At 41.2% G+C, this 16,034-nt stretch carries 16 protein-coding genes and 1 riboswitch; of the genes, 4 read left to right on the top strand and 12 right to left on the bottom strand.

Translation table 11 applies throughout. From position 1 onward, the window contains the following. Nucleotides 1–7: 7 nt before the first annotated feature. The 6 genes from EU510_RS10530 to EU510_RS10505 all read right to left on the bottom strand — a co-directional run bounded on the left by EU510_RS10530 (nucleotide 8) and on the right by EU510_RS10505 (nucleotide 5,375). Nucleotides 8–799, bottom strand: coding sequence for a thiazole synthase (locus EU510_RS10530; RefSeq protein ID WP_149593469.1), 792 nt, complete (start codon nucleotides 797–799; stop codon nucleotides 8–10). Nucleotides 800–804: 5 nt separating this feature from the next. Continuing rightward, nucleotides 805–999, bottom strand: a complete 195-nt coding sequence (gene thiS, locus EU510_RS10525) for a sulfur carrier protein ThiS (protein WP_149593468.1) — start codon at nucleotides 997–999, stop codon at nucleotides 805–807. A gap of 18 nt (nucleotides 1,000–1,017) precedes the next feature. Beyond that, nucleotides 1,018–2,028, bottom strand: a complete 1,011-nt coding sequence (locus EU510_RS10520; protein ID WP_149593467.1) for an FAD-dependent oxidoreductase — start codon at nucleotides 2,026–2,028, stop codon at nucleotides 1,018–1,020. Nucleotides 2,029–2,134: 106 nt separating this feature from the next. After that, a complete protein-coding gene (gene thiC, locus EU510_RS10515; protein WP_149593466.1) occupies nucleotides 2,135–4,087 on the bottom strand; it encodes a phosphomethylpyrimidine synthase ThiC in 1,953 nt (650 codons plus the stop codon). Between the two features lie 142 nt (nucleotides 4,088–4,229). Further along, nucleotides 4,230–4,344, bottom strand: a riboswitch (TPP riboswitch). A 107-nt stretch (nucleotides 4,345–4,451) separates the two neighbouring features. After that, nucleotides 4,452–4,850 carry an META domain-containing protein gene (locus EU510_RS10510; RefSeq protein ID WP_032826923.1) on the bottom strand — a complete coding sequence of 133 codons (399 nt, stop codon included), beginning with the start codon at nucleotides 4,848–4,850 and terminating at the stop codon, nucleotides 4,452–4,454. Between the two features lie 126 nt (nucleotides 4,851–4,976). Further along, nucleotides 4,977–5,375, bottom strand: coding sequence for an acyl-CoA thioesterase (locus EU510_RS10505; RefSeq protein WP_010555268.1), 399 nt, complete (start codon nucleotides 5,373–5,375; stop codon nucleotides 4,977–4,979). Nucleotides 5,376–5,459: 84 nt separating this feature from the next. Here EU510_RS10505 and EU510_RS10500 point away from each other — a divergent pair, with 84 nt between their 5' ends. Then, on the top strand, nucleotides 5,460–7,577 hold the full coding sequence (locus tag EU510_RS10500) for a TonB-dependent receptor (RefSeq protein ID WP_188085418.1): 2,118 nt from the start codon (nucleotides 5,460–5,462) through the stop codon (nucleotides 7,575–7,577). Nucleotides 7,578–7,759: 182 nt separating this feature from the next. Here the strand turns inward: EU510_RS10500 and epmA are convergent, their stop codons facing one another. Together epmA and efp are read right to left on the bottom strand one after the other, a co-directional pair. Beyond that, on the bottom strand, nucleotides 7,760–8,734 hold the full coding sequence (epmA, locus tag EU510_RS10495) for an elongation factor P--(R)-beta-lysine ligase (RefSeq protein ID WP_149593465.1): 975 nt from the start codon (nucleotides 8,732–8,734) through the stop codon (nucleotides 7,760–7,762). 56 nt (nucleotides 8,735–8,790) lie between these two features. Then, the gene (gene efp, locus EU510_RS10490) at nucleotides 8,791–9,357 is read right to left on the bottom strand and encodes an elongation factor P (RefSeq protein ID WP_099297804.1); all 567 of its coding nucleotides are present in this window, start codon (nucleotides 9,355–9,357) and stop codon (nucleotides 8,791–8,793) included. A gap of 41 nt (nucleotides 9,358–9,398) precedes the next feature. Between efp and epmB the strand changes: the two genes are divergently transcribed. Then, nucleotides 9,399–10,412 (top strand): EF-P beta-lysylation protein EpmB, encoded by a 1,014-nt coding sequence (epmB, locus tag EU510_RS10485; RefSeq protein ID WP_149593722.1) that lies wholly within the window; start codon nucleotides 9,399–9,401, stop codon nucleotides 10,410–10,412. Here the strand turns inward: epmB and EU510_RS10480 are convergent. Then, nucleotides 10,409–10,618 carry a hypothetical protein gene (locus EU510_RS10480; RefSeq protein ID WP_149593464.1) on the bottom strand — a complete coding sequence of 70 codons (210 nt, stop codon included), beginning with the start codon at nucleotides 10,616–10,618 and terminating at the stop codon, nucleotides 10,409–10,411. The genes epmB and EU510_RS10480 overlap by 4 nt on opposite strands. Nucleotides 10,619–10,700: 82 nt before the next feature. Here EU510_RS10480 and EU510_RS10475 point away from each other — a divergent pair, with 82 nt between their 5' ends. Continuing rightward, on the top strand, nucleotides 10,701–10,991 hold the full coding sequence (locus EU510_RS10475; protein ID WP_002960798.1) for a hypothetical protein: 291 nt from the start codon (nucleotides 10,701–10,703) through the stop codon (nucleotides 10,989–10,991). Between the two features lie 48 nt (nucleotides 10,992–11,039). Here EU510_RS10475 and EU510_RS10470 read toward each other — a convergent pair whose 3' ends face one another. Then, nucleotides 11,040–11,531: a DUF3016 domain-containing protein gene (locus EU510_RS10470; protein WP_149593463.1), complete on the bottom strand. Its 492-nt coding sequence runs from the start codon at nucleotides 11,529–11,531 to the stop codon at nucleotides 11,040–11,042. Between the two features lie 277 nt (nucleotides 11,532–11,808). On the opposite strand from EU510_RS10470, the gene galE reads away from it, so the two are divergent. After that, nucleotides 11,809–12,825, top strand: coding sequence for a UDP-glucose 4-epimerase GalE (galE, locus tag EU510_RS10465; protein ID WP_149593462.1), 1,017 nt, complete (start codon nucleotides 11,809–11,811; stop codon nucleotides 12,823–12,825). Nucleotides 12,826–13,005: 180 nt separating this feature from the next. Here the strand turns inward: galE and EU510_RS10460 are convergent, their stop codons facing one another. Both EU510_RS10460 and EU510_RS10455 read right to left on the bottom strand, forming a co-directional pair. After that, nucleotides 13,006–13,686: a Fe2+-dependent dioxygenase gene (locus tag EU510_RS10460; protein ID WP_007585050.1), complete on the bottom strand. Its 681-nt coding sequence runs from the start codon at nucleotides 13,684–13,686 to the stop codon at nucleotides 13,006–13,008. A gap of 77 nt (nucleotides 13,687–13,763) precedes the next feature. Continuing rightward, nucleotides 13,764–15,944: a TonB-dependent receptor gene (locus EU510_RS10455; protein ID WP_149593461.1), complete on the bottom strand. Its 2,181-nt coding sequence runs from the start codon at nucleotides 15,942–15,944 to the stop codon at nucleotides 13,764–13,766. Nucleotides 15,945–16,034: the final 90 nt, after the last annotated feature.

Here is a 16,034-nt window from a genome sequence, read left to right as displayed (position 1 = left end):
CTTTCCTTCACTGCTGATGCCAAAATGGCATACCCATTGTTGGGGTTGATGGGGCTGCAACGTCTTTTTCAGGCATTGCTTTTGCTTGATATGCAAAGCGCCCTACTTCAACTGCGCCTTTAAATGCGCGGCTCATAGTAATTGGGCAACCCGCCCCTGCAATGGCTGAATTTAATAATACCGCATCATACCCCATTTCGAGTGCTTGGCAGGCATGCGATGGCAAACCTAAACCTGCATCTACTATTAATGTAGTATCGGGTAAACGCTCTCGAATAGTTTTTAAGTTATAACTATTTAACAAGCCTTTACCGGTGCCTATTGGCGCCCCCCACGGCATAAGCACCTCACACCCTAGCTCATTTAAGCGCTGACAAAGTACTAAGTCATCGGTGCAATAAGGCAGTACTTTAAAGCCATCATTAATTAATATTTTTGTCGCTTCAAGTAGCGCAAAAGGGTCAGGCTGTAAATTATAATCATCGCCAATCAGCTCCAGCTTAATCCAATCGGTGGCAAATACCTCACGGCACATTTTTGCAAGCGTAATCGCCTCTTTAACACTGTGGCACCCTGCGGTGTTAGGCAGTATTTTTAAGCCTGTATTTTTTATTAACTGCCAAAAATCATCACCGGCTGAAGCACTTTGTTGGCGTCTTAATGACACCGTTACTATTTCAGCACCTGACGCAGTAATTGATTGAGTCATAATATCGGGCGACGGATAAAGCGCGGAGCCGATTAATAAACGACTATTTATTTGCTCTCCATAAATAGTTAAACAGTCTTTAGTTTGCATAAGCTTTATCCGCCTTGAATAGGTGACAGCAACTCAACACTGTCGCCCTCATTAAGTACATAGTTACCGTGCTGACTTTGTGGAATAAATTCACTATTAACAGCCACAGCAAAAGGCGCAACTGCGCCAAAACGTTGAAGTACCTCAACGAGTGCTTTGCTATTAACATTAAGTAGCTCGCCATTAATTGTAATGTTCATTTTATTCTCACTCTATTCTTACTGTATTTGCGAAACTGCTTGCGCCACTAATGCCGGCGCCAACATATAACCATGTCGATACAATCCGTTAATGCTAATTACATTACCTACTTGTGTTACTTCTGGGCGGTTGTCGCTAAATGCGGGCCGTAATCCGGTTTGAATATTAAGAAGCCGTGCTTCGGCAAATCCGCTGTGTACGGTATAAGCCGCTGAAAGTAACTCAAGGGTTGAGCGTACGGTTGCTGCGCCGATGTCTTGCGATTCTATTTCGGTCGCACCAATTACGTATTCATGATTAGGTTTAGGCGCTATATAAATTGGGTAACGCGGGTGCATTAAACGCACTGGCCTGATTAAATTTACCTCTGGTGCATATAGCCTTGCTACTTCGCCGCGCACACCTCTGAGCGGTTTATCACTTTGAGCTGTTTTAGCGCCAAGCCCACGGCAATCAATAATGTAATCGAAAGGTCGATTGTTTATTTCACCGTTTTTAATGGTTACGCGCTGATTAAACACAAATTTAACTTTGCGCTTATTGAGCATGGTAAAACTTGCTTTATAAAAGGCTTGGTTATCTATTTGCCCCTCACAGGGTAAAAGTAGACCTTGGTTAAACCGATTAGCAAGCTCGGGCTCTAACTGCGCTATTTGCTGAGCATTCAATGCCTGAGCGCTGTGCCCTGCTATGGGCTTTATCCTCTGGGTAAAGCTTTGTAGATCGCCTTTATCTTGCTGATGCGCAACGACCAATGTGCCTTGCTGCTGAAAAAACACATCCCCCTCAAGTTCGCTCACTATTTCTGGCCAGCGCTTCATTGAGTCAAGCCCCATTAAAGCTAAATCAGCCTCGCATAACACCGACTCTGCAAGTGGAGCCAGCATAGCTGCTGCCACTTTACCGGCGCTATTTTGTGTATGCTCGTCGTCTGCTTCAAACACAGTTACATGATGCAACTTACTTAGCTCAAGGGCAGCTAAGCGCCCTGCTAAACCAAACCCCACCACAGCAATGTTATAAAACATAAAACCTCCAAAAGCAGTTATTAGTAGGTGCAAATTCACTCGCACTTCTTCAATATTTAAAGAAGCGAGGTATAAAACCTCACCTACATCTGCATCTAAATTCTTGCTATACCGCTTTGTGGTAAATTTCTGAGCCTGTTTGCTTAAACTCAACAGACTTAGCTTTCATTTCTGCTTCTACATCAATCATTTTGATTTCAATAGCCTCGCCAGCGTCATTTGGATCAATACCGCGTGTTTCTAAATCTTTAGCGTAATCGCGCACTTCTTGGCTAATTTTCATTGAGCAAAATTTAGGGCCACACATAGAGCAAAAGTGAGCCACTTTGCCTGACTCTTGCGGAAGGGTTTCGTCGTGATACTCACGAGCTCGGTCTGGATCTAAACCAATATTAAATTGATCATGCCATCTAAACTCAAAACGTGCTTTTGATAGTGCGTTATCGCGCTCTTGCGCGCCTGGATGCCCCTTTGCTAAATCGGCGGCATGCGCTGCAATTTTGTAAGTAATTAAGCCTTCTTTAACATCTTCTTTATTTGGCAGACCTAAATGCTCTTTAGGTGTTACATAACAAAGCATTGCACAGCCGTACCATGCTATTTGAGCAGCCCCAATACCCGAGGTAATATGGTCGTACCCTGGTGCAATATCGGTCGTTAACGGACCTAAAGTATAAAATGGCGCTTCGTCGCAATGCTTTAATTGCTCGTCCATATTGGCTTTAATCATGTGCATTGGCACATGCCCTGGGCCTTCAATAAATACTTGTACATCGTGCTTCCACGCAATTTTTGTCAGTTCACCTAATGTGCGTAGCTCACTAAACTGTGCTTCATCGTTGGCATCAGCAATCGAACCAGGGCGAAGTCCATCACCGAGTGAAAAACACACATCATATTGTTTTAAAATTTCGCAAATGTCTTCAAAGTGCGTGTATAAAAAGTTTTCTTTATGATGCGCTAAACACCACTTAGCCATAATTGAGCCACCGCGCGACACAATACCGGTTACACGTTTAGCGGTCATTGGTACATAACGAAGTAATACACCAGCATGAATAGTAAAGTAATCAACGCCCTGCTCGGCTTGCTCTATAAGCGTATCGCGGAAAATCTCCCACGTTAAATCCTCAGCCACACCGTTTACTTTTTCAAGCGCTTGATAAATCGGTACTGTGCCAATAGGTACAGGCGAGTTACGTACAACCCATTCACGCGTTTCGTGAATGTAACGACCCGTTGATAAGTCCATCACGGTGTCTGCGCCCCAGCGGGTAGACCACACCATTTTTTCTACTTCTTCTTCAATAGATGAGCTGACCGACGAGTTACCAATATTGGCGTTAACTTTAACTAAGAAGTTACGACCTACAATCATAGGTTCTGTTTCTGGATGGTTTATATTATTTGGTAAAATAGCGCGACCACGGGCTATTTCGTCTCGTACAAATTCTGGGGTAATAAATTCAGGAATACTCGCGCCAAACGACTCGCCTTTATGCTGCGCGGCTAGTAATTCTTTACGAATTTCTGCACGTCCCATATTTTCACGAACAGCTACGTATTCCATTTCAGGGGTAATAATTCCTTGGCGTGCGTAGTGCATTTGCGTTACGTTTTTACCAGCCACACCACGGCGAATTTTTGGAAGGTGATCAAAGCGAATATGATCTAACCCTTCATCTGCCATGCGCTGCTGCGAAAACTGCGACGTCACTGATTCTAAAATTTCAGTGTCATCACGGTTTTCAATCCATTGTTCACGAAATTTTGGTAAGCCCTTACGCACGTCTAGTTCAAAATTAGGATCGGTATACGGGCCCGACGTATCGTAAACACGTAGCGGATCGTTTGACTCATAAACAGGGTTTTCATCTGTGCCGCCAATAAACGTATCACTTAACATGATTTCACGCATACCAACGCGCACGCCTGGTTGAGTACCTTCAACGTATACTTTATGAGAATTTGGGAACGGTTGACCCGTTAAATTATAAATATATTCAGACGCGGCAGCACGAGTTTCTCGGCGTGACGCTTTATTTGTAGTATTTGACATGACTTGCCTCATTGCTTAAGGGTTGTCTTGTCAGATATTCCGAGGAATAGAGAAAGATCGTAAAGTAGCGTACATGCTACTTTGCAGCCTAAAAAAACAAAATCACTTTATTGTGCGCATAAAAAAAGACGCACAAGCGTCCTATTTTAGGCAGCTTGTTCCCTACGCAGGTATTAGCCTGATCAGGTTCACGGATCCCGCTTTCGCGATCTCAGCCAAAAACTAATTACTTAGCTTTGGCACTCCGACAAGTATTGATATATAAATTTTGTTCGTCGATTCGAAGATATTATTCAACAAATCTGCGCTGAGTGTACGTCAGTTAAAAACTGCCCGCAAGGGGCTGTTTTTCAAAAACTTAAAATTATTTAGGGATAAACACAAATGTTTGCTCGCCTTGCATGACTAATTGCTGGTCTTGCATTTTAAGTTCTGCACCTTGCTTTAAGGCTTGTAATAACTGCTGCTCAAACTCATCAAGCTCTTCGCCACACGACTTGCGCGTCATTCCTAATTTACTTACAGTAAGGTTACTTTCTTCAAGCGAGCCCTCACCAAAAAATTTGTTACAGCCAGCAAAACCGTTTACTTGCAGCGCTTCAATAAAGCTCATTGATGCATTAAACGAAGGTGGAATTGCTAAACCATCAACACGTGATAATTGCCATTGGGTGTATTTAAGCTGCTCACTGGTAACCGTCCCTGTTGATGCGCAACCAACACATAAACCGACTATAAGCATCGGTATTGCTGCTAATTTCATGCTACTACTAACTAATTGTCTAATTAATGTAATAGTAACAATATTTATGCCCTTTATCCGTTAAAAATGCATGTTTTAAATGTAAATTTTTGTTCTATGATAGTTTAAAAGTTGTCCGATTAAGTACTAAGTTGTAGTTTTGAATACGTTATCTATCTGCTCTGGTAAAAATGGCCTACCTTTTTCATTAACAGACGTCCCTATAACCAGCGCATTGAGCATTACTTTTTCATCGCTTTTACGTATAACTGTTTGCTTAAAGGCAAATTTTAAACGACTGATACGCTGCGGCTCTACAGCTACATAAAATTCATCACCTGGTAGTAGTGAATGTTTATAGTCCATTTCGCTACGCATCACGACTAGGTTAATTTTATCTTTTGCTAATTGAGCAAAATCAATACCGTGTGCGTACAAAAATTCATGTCGAGCATGCTCTAAATAATTAAAATAGACGCTGTTGTTTACAATACCTTGTAAGTCACATTCGTAATCACGTACCTTGAAGTCAACTTTAAAGGTCATATTAGTAATCCTGATTATTTAACGTATAATTGCCGCGTTTATAGCACATGTGTTTAAATAATTGCTACCATACGAGTCCCTAAAATGGAGTTAAGTAACCCAATGAACTTACGTTTGTCTTTAATTACTGCCGCACTTTTACCGCTGCTTGGTGCACCAATTGCAGCTAACGCTGATGATAGCGACCTAGAAAGAATTGTTGTAACCGGCGATTTTCAGCGCGAAAGCATTCAAACTTTAAGCGCGAGTGCGAGCTTATTTAGCGAAGATGAAATTAATCAACGTGGTGCAAGTTACTTAGACGAAATGTTAGGCAGTACCGCCAATGTAAATTTTGCATCTGGTGCGTCGCGCGGTCGTTATATTCAAATTCGTGGCGTGGGACTTCGTTCACAATTTGTAGACCCTATTAATCCATCTGTAGGCTTAGTTATTGATGGTATTAACTATTCTGGCCTTGGTGGCAGTTCATTATTATTTGATATAGACCAAGTAGAAATTTACCGTGGTCCACAAGGTACACGCTTTGGCGCAGACGGTATGGCCGGTATGATCCAAATGGGTTCAGCTAAAGCCACAAGCGATCCAAGCTTAAAATTACAAGTAGGTGCTGGCACATACAACACCCGCGAAGCAGGCATTGCAGCAAGCACAGGCTTAACAGATGAAAGTAGCGCACGCGTTAGCTACTTTCGCAGAAAGTCAGACGGCTACGTAGATAACCTGTACTTAAATGACGAAACACAAAATCAAGACGAACAAGTAGCGCGTTTTAAAATAAACAGCCAGCTTACAGAGCATTTAAATACTGAGCTAAACCTTCACTATATTGACATAGACAACGGCTACGATGCGTTTACGCTTGATAACAGCCGCAATAGTGTTGCCGATGAGCCAGGGCAAGATAATCAAGAAAGCTACGCTATAGGTATTAATAATACTTACACGGGTTTTGATTTATTTGATGTCAACCTAAATCTATCGGCTATTGATACCGAGCTGCTTTATAGTTTTGATGAAGACTGGGTTTGTAACGATCCGAGCGAGCCACAGCTATGTGCTGCAGGCTTACATCCTGATGGATACAGTTCAACCGATCTTTATAGCCGCGATCGCGACGACCAATCTGTAGATTTACAATTTAATTCTAAAACAGGTAACTGGGTTGCGGGTATTTATTACCAAAACCGTGACGTTGATTTAGAGCGCCAATACACGTGGTTAGCAAGCCCATTCTCTTCAACTTACGAAACGAGTAACGTTGCAGTATACGGACAAGTAGCGACTCCAATTGGCCCTAAAACAACATTAATTACAGGTTTACGTGTAGAGCAATACCAAGGTGACTACACCGATAGTAATGGCTTTATACAAGACACTGACGACGTAATGGTTGGCGGTAAAGTTGCACTTGAGTATCAAGTAATTGATCGTACGATGATCTATGCGAGTATCACTCGTGGTTATAAAGCCGGCGGTATTAACTCAGAAGCACTGGCTAAAGCGAAAGATGAAGGCTTAAACCTAAGCGCTGATTTTTTCCAGCAGCATACCAGTTTCGACCCTGAATATTTATGGAGCGGTGAATTTGGTGTTAAAGGTTCATCACTTGATGACAAATTTACACTTCGCTTAGCTGCATTTTACATGCACCGCGACGATATTCAGTTAAAAGCATGGCAAGTAGAAGGCCAGCAATTTACCGGTTATGTTGATAACGCAAGTTCTGGTAGCAACTACGGACTTGAAATTGAGGGTAGTTACCAACTAACTGATAATCTATTTTTAACAGGTAGTGCTGGTTACTTAAACACTGAAATAGACGATTTTGTAACGCAGTCTGGCTTAAATCAAGACGGTCGCGAGCAAGCACAATCGCCTAAATATCAATATGCTTTTACTGCTCGCTATAACTTTACAAGTGAGCTTTACGGCATGATTGGTGTTGAAGGTAAGGACGATTACTACTTTTCTGATAGCCACAACTCACAAGCACCAAGCAGCAACTTAGTTAATTTAAGCTTTGGCTACGAAGCTGACATGTGGGCAGTACGCGCATGGGCTCGTAATGTGTTTGACGAAACAGTCCCTACTCGTGGCTTTGAGTTTGGTAATGACCCGCAAGATGGTTACGCAACGCATACCTATACACAATTAGGTGAGCCTCGCGTAGCAGGTGTTACGTTTACACTTAATCTGTAAAGCATAGCCGTTGGCTTTCAAATAAAAGCTACAGCAGCAATAAAAACACCGCGTTTAAATTAAACGCGGTGTTTTTATTTGTAAGTGAGGTTTTATACCTCGCTTATTTATAAAGTTAAATTACATGAGCGCGAAATAAATTCGCATCTACAAATTTGCTACCTAAGCCTATAGGCCAAGCATCACGCTCTTTGCACATCAAACGCGATTACGTCTTTAATTTTCTCTTTATTTGTTGCGAGCATTACCAACCTATCAATCCCCAAAGCCACCCCTGCGCACTGTGGTAATCCATGCTCCAGCGCTTTAATTAAACGCGTATCCATTGGCACTTGGTTTAAACCGTTTTCAGCGCGATATGCGTTATCTTCATTAAAACGTTTAGCTTGCTCGCTGGCATTTGTGAGTTCGTTAAAGCCGTTAGCCAATTCCATATTTTTGTAATAAAGCTCAAAGCGCCCTGCTACTCGCTTATCGTGTTCACAAATTTGTGCAAGTGCCGCTTGGGATGCCGGAAAGTGATATACAAAACACGGTTTAGTTTGCCCAATGGTTGGCTCTACTTTCATACAAAATAACAGCTGCAATAAGGTGTCTTTATTTGTTTCGTTTTTGGCTATATCAGCAAAGCCGTGTTTGCTGGCAAGTGCTTGTAATTGCGCGAGCGTAGCTGTTAATGGGTCAAGCGCTAACACTTGCTCAAACGCTTGCTGGTAAGTCAATCGCTCTGCTGGCTCTACACCTAAAACAAGTTGCATTAGCTCGTCCATTTCATCCATAAGTGCAAATTCGTCAAAGCCTGGGCGATACCATTCGAGCATTGTAAATTCAGGATTGTGATGGCTACCCGCTTCTTCGTTCCTAAATGCTTTACAAAGCTGAAAAATAGCGCCTGAGCCTGCTGCTAACAAACGTTTCATTGCAAACTCTGGAGATGTTTGTAAAAATAGAGGAAGCCCACCAGCATGCCCTGGGCCTACAAATTTAGTATTAAAACTGGCTAAGTGCACATCAGTTACACTGGCAGCACTTAAGCTCGGCGTTTCTACTTCCATTACATTACGCGTATAAAAAAACTCACGAATACTACGTAATATCGCTGCACGTTGTTTTAGTGTTTCAATGCTTGCGCTTGGGGCCCAAAGATCTGCTGACATATTTTCTCCAAAAAAAATCCCAGCTTAAGCTGGGATTTTATAAACAATGTTAAAGCTTACTTAACACGGCCTACGTATTCACCGCTACGAGTGTCTACTTTAATTACTTCGCCAATTTGTACGAATAATGGAACTCGTACCACAGCGCCTGTGCTAAGCGTTGCTGGTTTACCACCAGTACCCGCTGTATCGCCTTTAAGGCCAGGATCTGTTTCAGTGATCTCAAGCTCAACAAAGTTAGGTGGTGTAACAGCAATAGGGCTGCCGTTCCATAATGTAATTGTACATAAATCATTTTCAACTAACCATTTAACTGCATCGCCTAGTGCTTTTTCGTCAGCAGCAATTTGCTCAAATGTTTCGTTGTTCATGAAATGCCAAAATTCGCCGTCTGTGTATAGATACGCTAAATCTGTATCCATTACATCAGCACCTTCAACTGATTCACCCGATTTAAAGGTTTTTTCAAGCACCTTACCAGAGATAAGTTTACGGATACGCACACGGTTGAACGCCTGGCCTTTACCAGGTTTTACCATTTCATTTTCTAAGATACTGCAAGGCTCGCCGTCCATCATAATTTTTAGGCCGCCCTTGAACTCGTTGGTGCTATAATTCGCCATCGTTTCCTCTATTTATATTTTTTCGAGTAATCTACATGCCAATGATACAAAGAAATGAAGCAAATTTGCATAAAAACTGGCAAAAAGAATTAGCAAATGTAGTTACCTGCCCAAAAACCTTGCTTGAAATGGTCGGTTTATCGAGCCAAGTCCATGAAAACGACCTAAAAGCCCGTAGTTTATTTCCGGTACGCGTGCCTATCCCTTTTATAAAAAAAATACGCAAGGGCGATCCAAACGATCCTCTTTTACTGCAAGTCATGCCACGCCATCAAGAATTTTTAATTAAGTCAGGTTTTAATAAAGACCCCCTACTTGAGCAAGACAACTCCCAACCTGGGCTTTTACATAAATATAAATCGCGTGTTTTAGTGATGTTTAAAACCGGCTGCGCGGTCAATTGTCGTTACTGCTTTAGAAGGCACTTTCCGTATCAAGAAAACCAACTTAATAAAAAAAGTCTGCTTGAAACACTAAGCTACATAAAATCAGATGCCAATATAAACGAGGTGATTTTAAGTGGTGGCGATCCGCTCATGGCCAAAGACGATGCAATAAGTTGGTTTTTAGATGAGCTTGAGCAATTACCACAAATTAAGCGAATGCGGATTCATAGCCGTTTGCCTGTTGTTATTCCTGCACGAGTGACCGATGAGTTATGTGAGCGATTAGCAAAATCACCATTAAAAATTATTTTTATTAATCACATAAACCACGCCAACGAAATAGACGCTGATTTTAAAGCCGCTATGCAAAAGCTTAAACAAGCAAACGTAACGCTTTTAAACCAAGCTGTAATTTTAAAAGACGTGAACGATACGCTCGATGCGCAAATAAATTTAAGCGAAGCGTTATTTGACGCAGACGTACTGCCGTATTATTTGTATTTGCTAGATAAGGTTGAAGGGGCCAGCCACTTTGATATTAACGAAGAAGACGCAATAAAAATAATGGCAGAGCTATTAAAAGCCCTGCCCGGATTTTTAGTGCCTAAATTAGTGAGAGAAATAGGTGGTCAAAAAAGTAAAACACCTATCGACCTTAAGCTAATTTAAACGTATATATTAACGTTATTACCCAGTGTCGCAGTTGCCGATTTAGCCGGCGTTTGCGCACTTGACGATTGTGCTGCACCTTCAATAAGTGCAAGCGCTGCTGCGCCATCAGCTAGTTGCTGCTTTTTAGATAAAGCAGCGCTATAAAGCTCACTGCCTTGGCCTGAACCAGACATAGCTGGTAAATTTCCACCTGATATATTCATAATTATAAGCCTTAATCAACCTGACTTTTAAATGTAATCCACGTATTATGTCGGCCATGCAGCACAAAGCTTTAGGAAAACCATGGATTCTATAATTGAACAACTCAACACTAACTTAAAAATTGTTTATCGTCAGGCACTTGATGCCGATAAAAAATTAGACGAATTACAACAACAAGGCCATGGCAAATTTAAAGCCTTATTTGCACAAGATGCTGGTTTTAGCTTTGAAGCCAAACGCTTTAAGCCGTATGTTCTTGACGTAGCCGCTGACGTTGAAAGCTTATCTAACGATGGCTTTGATGAAGAAAAACTTAAAACAACTGTTATTAAGTTACAGCAAATACTCACGCTGTTAGCTACTTTTAAGTAAAGCTTAAAAAGCAAAAATGCCGCTATTTAGCGGCATTTTTATTTTAAGTTAATCTAAACTTGGTAATATTTGCTCACCAAACCACTGCGTTAATAAGCGTTTTTCGTAATAAAATGATTCTTCGCGGCCCATTTTAATTTTATCCATAAAGCCCATATCTTTGAGCTCCACATCAGTATCTTTACTAAGCACTGTACCGTCGTTATCGGTTAACGAGTAATTAAGCTTAATGCGTGGAAAATATATTGGTTTTACTACACGAATTTCGTCAATACCACCATAACGCACATCACCTGCTAAATCTAAATCAGTAAACTCTACATTTAATTTATAATCTTTTGGCAATTGCTCAGCTAATTTAGCCATATGTTTTTCAAAACTTGCCGCAATATTTTTGTGATATGAGCTCTTAGTTTGGTTTGACGCTCGCACATCACGATAATCATTAAAGTCATGCCATTTAACAACAGACTCACCCGCATGGGCAAGTGCAGGCAATGCAATACACATTGTTGCTGCTATTTTTTTAACTAAATTCATATCTTTCTCCAAAGAGGTAACCAATCACACAAATGTGGATTGGAGTAAACCTAGTATTAGCTATTACCAGACTCATTTTAGCACTTGTTTATTAACTATAACTTAATCTTACGAATCAAGTGTTACTTGTTTTGCGCAAAATGTAATCAAAAGTATTTAATGTGCTGATATCAAAAAAAATACGATTAAAATCATATAAATTAAAGATAAAACATGTAAATCACATCTATTTATGGTGAAATTAACTTAATTGATAAAAGGTACCCACGGAGCTTTCATGACTATTTTAGTAACCGGTGGCGCAGGCTATATTGGCTCGCACACTGTTTTAGAACTTTTACAGCAAGGTAATGACGTTGTTGTTATTGATAATTTAAGTAACTCATCACAAGAATCACTTGCGCGCGTAAAGAATATTACAGGCAAAGAAGCTACTTTTTACCAAGGCGATATTCTCGATAAACCCTTTTTAGATTCAGTATTTGCAAAACACACGGTTGATAGTGTTATACATTTTGCAGGTTTAAAATCAGTGGGCGAGTCGGTTGCAAAGCCTGTTGAGTACTATCAAAACAACGTTCAAGGTACGCTTACGCTTGTTGATGCGATGCGTGATGCAGGTGTATTTAAATTGGTATTTAGCTCATCAGCTACGGTATACGGCGACCCTGCAAGCTTACCAATTAAAGAAGACTTCCCTGTAGGCGGTACTACTAACCCTTACGGCACATCTAAGTTAATGGTTGAGATGATGCTACAAGACATCGCTAAATCAGATGAGCGCTTTGCGTTTGCTATTTTGCGTTACTTTAACCCAGTAGGTGCACATGAGTCGGGCTTAATTGGTGAAGACCCTAATGGTATTCCAAACAACCTTTTACCGTTTATCGCACAAGTAGCGGTAGGTAAATTAAAGCAACTCGCTGTATTTGGTGACGACTACGACACAGTTGATGGCACCGGTGTGCGCGACTATATACACGTTGTAGATTTAGCTATTGGTCATTTAAAAGCGCTTGATAAAATTGCCAGCAGCACGGGAGCATTAGTTTATAACCTAGGTACTGGTAATGGTTACTCTGTACTACAAATGGTTAATGCCTTTATTAAAGCAAGCGATCAGGCTGTGCCTTATCAGGTTTCACCTCGTCGCCCTGGTGATATTGCAGCGTGTTATGCCGCACCAGAAAAAGCACTTAATGAACTTGGCTGGGAAGCAGTACGCGGTATTGATGAAATGATGCGAGATACCTGGCGTTGGCAGTCAAATAACCCAAATGGTTATAAGGGTTAAGTAAAAATGGCAAGTCAGAAAACATAGAAATTACGAGCTTCGCTCATCACGCCAGCAAGCTGGGCGTCTACACGTAATTTAACCACAGCGTTAAACTTTGACTGTAGGCGTGAAGCTTGCTCACGCGAAAAGCGCAGCTTTTAATTACTTATAACTAATATTTAATAACGAGTATCTTCGTTATGTCTGTGCCCACTGTCTTAGCAAGTTATGATAAACCCCTGTTAATTGAATAATCTCTGGGCTATCTTCTACTTTGCTGCGCAAACTTTGAATCGACATATCTAAATCAAATAACAAACCACGTTTTTCGTCGCTGTTTACCATGCTCTGTAACCAAAAAAATGAGGCTAATCTACGCCCACTCGTTACTGGCATTACACGATGTAAACTCGTTGAAGGGTACAACACCATACTGCCTGCTGGCAGCTTTACGCTATGTGAGCCATAAGTATCTTCAATAACAAGTTCACCGCCCTCATAGTCTTCGGGGTCGTTAATAAACAACGTCATTGATACATCTGTACGAATTTTTACTGGTGTACCCGGCACTTGTCTAATTGCATTATCTACATGCACACCAAACGATTGCCCGCCTTGGTAACAATTAAATAACGGAGGAAAAATTTTTGCAGGAAGCGCTGCCGACATAAACAAATTACTACGCGCAAGTGCTGCCATAATAATGTCGCCAAGCTCTTGGCATTCAGGGCTATTTTCAGGTAGCTGTAAGTTATTTTTTGCTTTGGTTGATTGATGCCCTGCGGTAATACTGCCATCGGCCCACTGCGCTTTAAGCAAAACCTCATGGCAATAAGCCACTTCTTCTTTCGTTAATAGCTCTGGAATTTTAACTAGCATGTGCGCCCTCTCACATTTTCATCAAATAATTAAGGGCAGAGTTAACTCTGCCCTTTTATGCCGTACTTATTTTACTCTTAGAAAGAGTAGCTCGCTGTTAAGCTAAACTTACGACCATCACCTGGTACAAAGTGTCCACCACCTAACTGATCAACGTAATCTTTATCACCTAAGTTTTCACCATTAAACTGCAGGCTCAAATCTTTTGATATGTCATACGCAACCATCAGGTCAAAAATAGTATAACCTGGCGCACGAGAACGTGTTGAAGTAGTCCCGTTGTAACGCTCACCTACATATTGCGCACCTAAACCAAACGATAACTTATCCGACATATCGTACGTAGTCCAAACACTCGCGCTATTTTTAGGCGTACGTGCAAGCTCGTTACCAATTTGAGTTGCGTCGTCGCCTAATGCTTTAGTTACTTCGCTATCTTGGTAAGTGTATGAAGCAATTACAGTCCACTCTTTAGTAATTAGGCCCGTTGCTGAAAGCTCTAAACCTTGTACACGCTGTTCACCACCGAGTATTTCGTCACTTGAGCTATCTGCAAATGGGTCATCAGTACGGGCATTGGTTTTTTCAGTACGGAAAAGTGCAGCATTAGTTTGCAGGCGACCATCCATTAGGCTCCATTTAGTTCCTAATTCATAACTGCGGCTTTCTTCTGCGTCTAAATCAGCTGCATTTGAACGCGTAGATACCGTTAGGCTTTCAGCCGATGGATTAAATGAATTACCTGCGCCTAAATATACACTGCCGTTTTCTGTAGGTTTATAAACTACAGCTGCATTCCAGCTAAATAAGTCGTCACTTGTAGAAATTAAAGCGCTTGGGTCATTGTAATCATTGTGATAATCCGTAGTGAAGCTATCAAAGCGAATTCCGCCTGTAACTTCCCATTGCTTGTTAAGTGTCACTGTATCAAATGCATAAATAGCTTGGTTTTTAGCTTTAGCTTCAATGCTTGTACCGTCACGGCCGTACACACCCGTAAATGCAATTGTTGCATCAGGATTGTATAAGTCGTTACGTATTCCATCTTCAATTAGGTTATCAGGTGTAGTTGCAACAAAGTTATGGCGTGTAAACGTTTCGTTTGCAAGTTCAACACCCACTACTACGTCGTGAGTAAAGCCAGCAAACTCATAGTTACCAATTAAATCAACTTGAAGTGCAGCAAGTGAATTTTCAGTATCACGTGTTTTTTCATCTGCAAAGGTAATGTCAGTGTCTGTTGTAACCGAGAAATAACGCGGTGCAGTTGTTACTGATTCACGTTTTACTTTACCTAAACGACCTTGCACACGTAATGTAGTATTTTGAGAAAAATCATACTCATAACGAGCTGTTGTTGAGTAAGCTTCAATATCTTCGTAATCACGATAAATATTACCGTAAAAGTTATCAAAGTCGACAGGTGAAGGTGAGCGCGCACTATCTGCAAGTTCAGCTACTGGCGTATCACTGTAAACCCAAGGAATACCATAATCTGGTAAATTGTCTTGGCGTTGATACTCTAGGTTTAAATCAAAACGGCTGTTTGTACCAAGCCCTGTTGCAAACGCAAACGCAACAGCATTTGTTTCGTTTTCAACATGATCGCGACCTGCAACATCACCTTTATCAGTAAGGAGGTTTATACGTAGTGCGCTTGTGTCGTTTACTTGAATGTTAGTATCAAAACGACCACGGTAATCGTTTTCTGTGCCTAAACGTAGCGAAACGTCGTTAAAGCTGTCTAACTTCGCCTTTTTACTTTCTAAATTAACACTACCACCTGTTGCGCCACGACCAGAAACTGCTGAGCCTGGGCCTTTTGCAACTTCAACGGCTTCAATGTTGTAAATATCACGTGTATAACCTGCAACATCGCGAATACCATCAACAAAAATATCATTTGTTGCACTAAAACCACGAATCGACATGCTATCGCCAGTAGGTGAGCCACCCTCACCTGCTGCTAAAGAAATACCTGAAACATTACGCAAAGCATCACGTAGGCTATCTACGTTTCTGTCTTTCATTACCGCTTGGTTGATTACTGTTACCGTTTTAGCTGTATCGAGTAGCGGTTGAGTGTATTTATGCGACGTTGATTTTTCTACAACATAACTAGACTCAGTTTTAGTTTCTGCTTTGGTTACCGATAGTTCTTGAACATCCTGTGCACTTGCCCAAGTTGAAAGCGTAGCTGTAACAACCGCTGCAATTGGCTTCACGTACGCATTTCCTTTATTCGATGGCTTACTCATGGTTACTCCGTAGTTTTTATTAAGCACTTAACTATTGTTAATTTAAGGTACATATTTAATTTCGGCGAAATCCTACCACTCAAACAGCGC

This window comes from Pseudoalteromonas sp. FUC4, from assembly GCF_008370255.1.
Lineage (GTDB): Bacteria > Pseudomonadota > Gammaproteobacteria > Enterobacterales > Alteromonadaceae > Pseudoalteromonas.
Note: the sequence above shows the minus strand (reverse complement) of the source record. Positions and strands in the feature narration are given on the sequence as shown.

Coding starts and splice junctions, on each gene's coding strand:
- epmB (WP_149593722.1), top strand. CDS start 9,399: ATGATACAAAGAAATGAAGCAAATTTGCATAAAAACTGGCAAAAAGAA.
- EU510_RS10520 (WP_149593467.1), bottom strand. CDS start 2,028: ATGTTTTATAACATTGCTGTGGTGGGGTTTGGTTTAGCAGGGCGCTTA.
- EU510_RS10460 (WP_007585050.1), bottom strand. CDS start 13,686: ATGCTAGTTAAAATTCCAGAGCTATTAACGAAAGAAGAAGTGGCTTAT.
- EU510_RS10510 (WP_032826923.1), bottom strand. CDS start 4,850: ATGAAATTAGCAGCAATACCGATGCTTATAGTCGGTTTATGTGTTGGT.
- efp (WP_099297804.1), bottom strand. CDS start 9,357: ATGGCGAATTATAGCACCAACGAGTTCAAGGGCGGCCTAAAAATTATG.
- EU510_RS10455 (WP_149593461.1), bottom strand. CDS start 15,944: ATGAGTAAGCCATCGAATAAAGGAAATGCGTACGTGAAGCCAATTGCA.
- epmA (WP_149593465.1), bottom strand. CDS start 8,734: ATGTCAGCAGATCTTTGGGCCCCAAGCGCAAGCATTGAAACACTAAAA.
- EU510_RS10530 (WP_149593469.1), bottom strand. CDS start 799: ATGCAAACTAAAGACTGTTTAACTATTTATGGAGAGCAAATAAATAGT.
- EU510_RS10505 (WP_010555268.1), bottom strand. CDS start 5,375: ATGACCTTTAAAGTTGACTTCAAGGTACGTGATTACGAATGTGACTTA.
- thiS (WP_149593468.1), bottom strand. CDS start 999: ATGAACATTACAATTAATGGCGAGCTACTTAATGTTAATAGCAAAGCA.
- EU510_RS10475 (WP_002960798.1), top strand. CDS start 10,701: ATGGATTCTATAATTGAACAACTCAACACTAACTTAAAAATTGTTTAT.
- EU510_RS10500 (WP_188085418.1), top strand. CDS start 5,460: ATGGAGTTAAGTAACCCAATGAACTTACGTTTGTCTTTAATTACTGCC.
- EU510_RS10480 (WP_149593464.1), bottom strand. CDS start 10,618: ATGAATATATCAGGTGGAAATTTACCAGCTATGTCTGGTTCAGGCCAA.
- thiC (WP_149593466.1), bottom strand. CDS start 4,087: ATGTCAAATACTACAAATAAAGCGTCACGCCGAGAAACTCGTGCTGCC.
- EU510_RS10470 (WP_149593463.1), bottom strand. CDS start 11,531: ATGAATTTAGTTAAAAAAATAGCAGCAACAATGTGTATTGCATTGCCT.
- galE (WP_149593462.1), top strand. CDS start 11,809: ATGACTATTTTAGTAACCGGTGGCGCAGGCTATATTGGCTCGCACACT.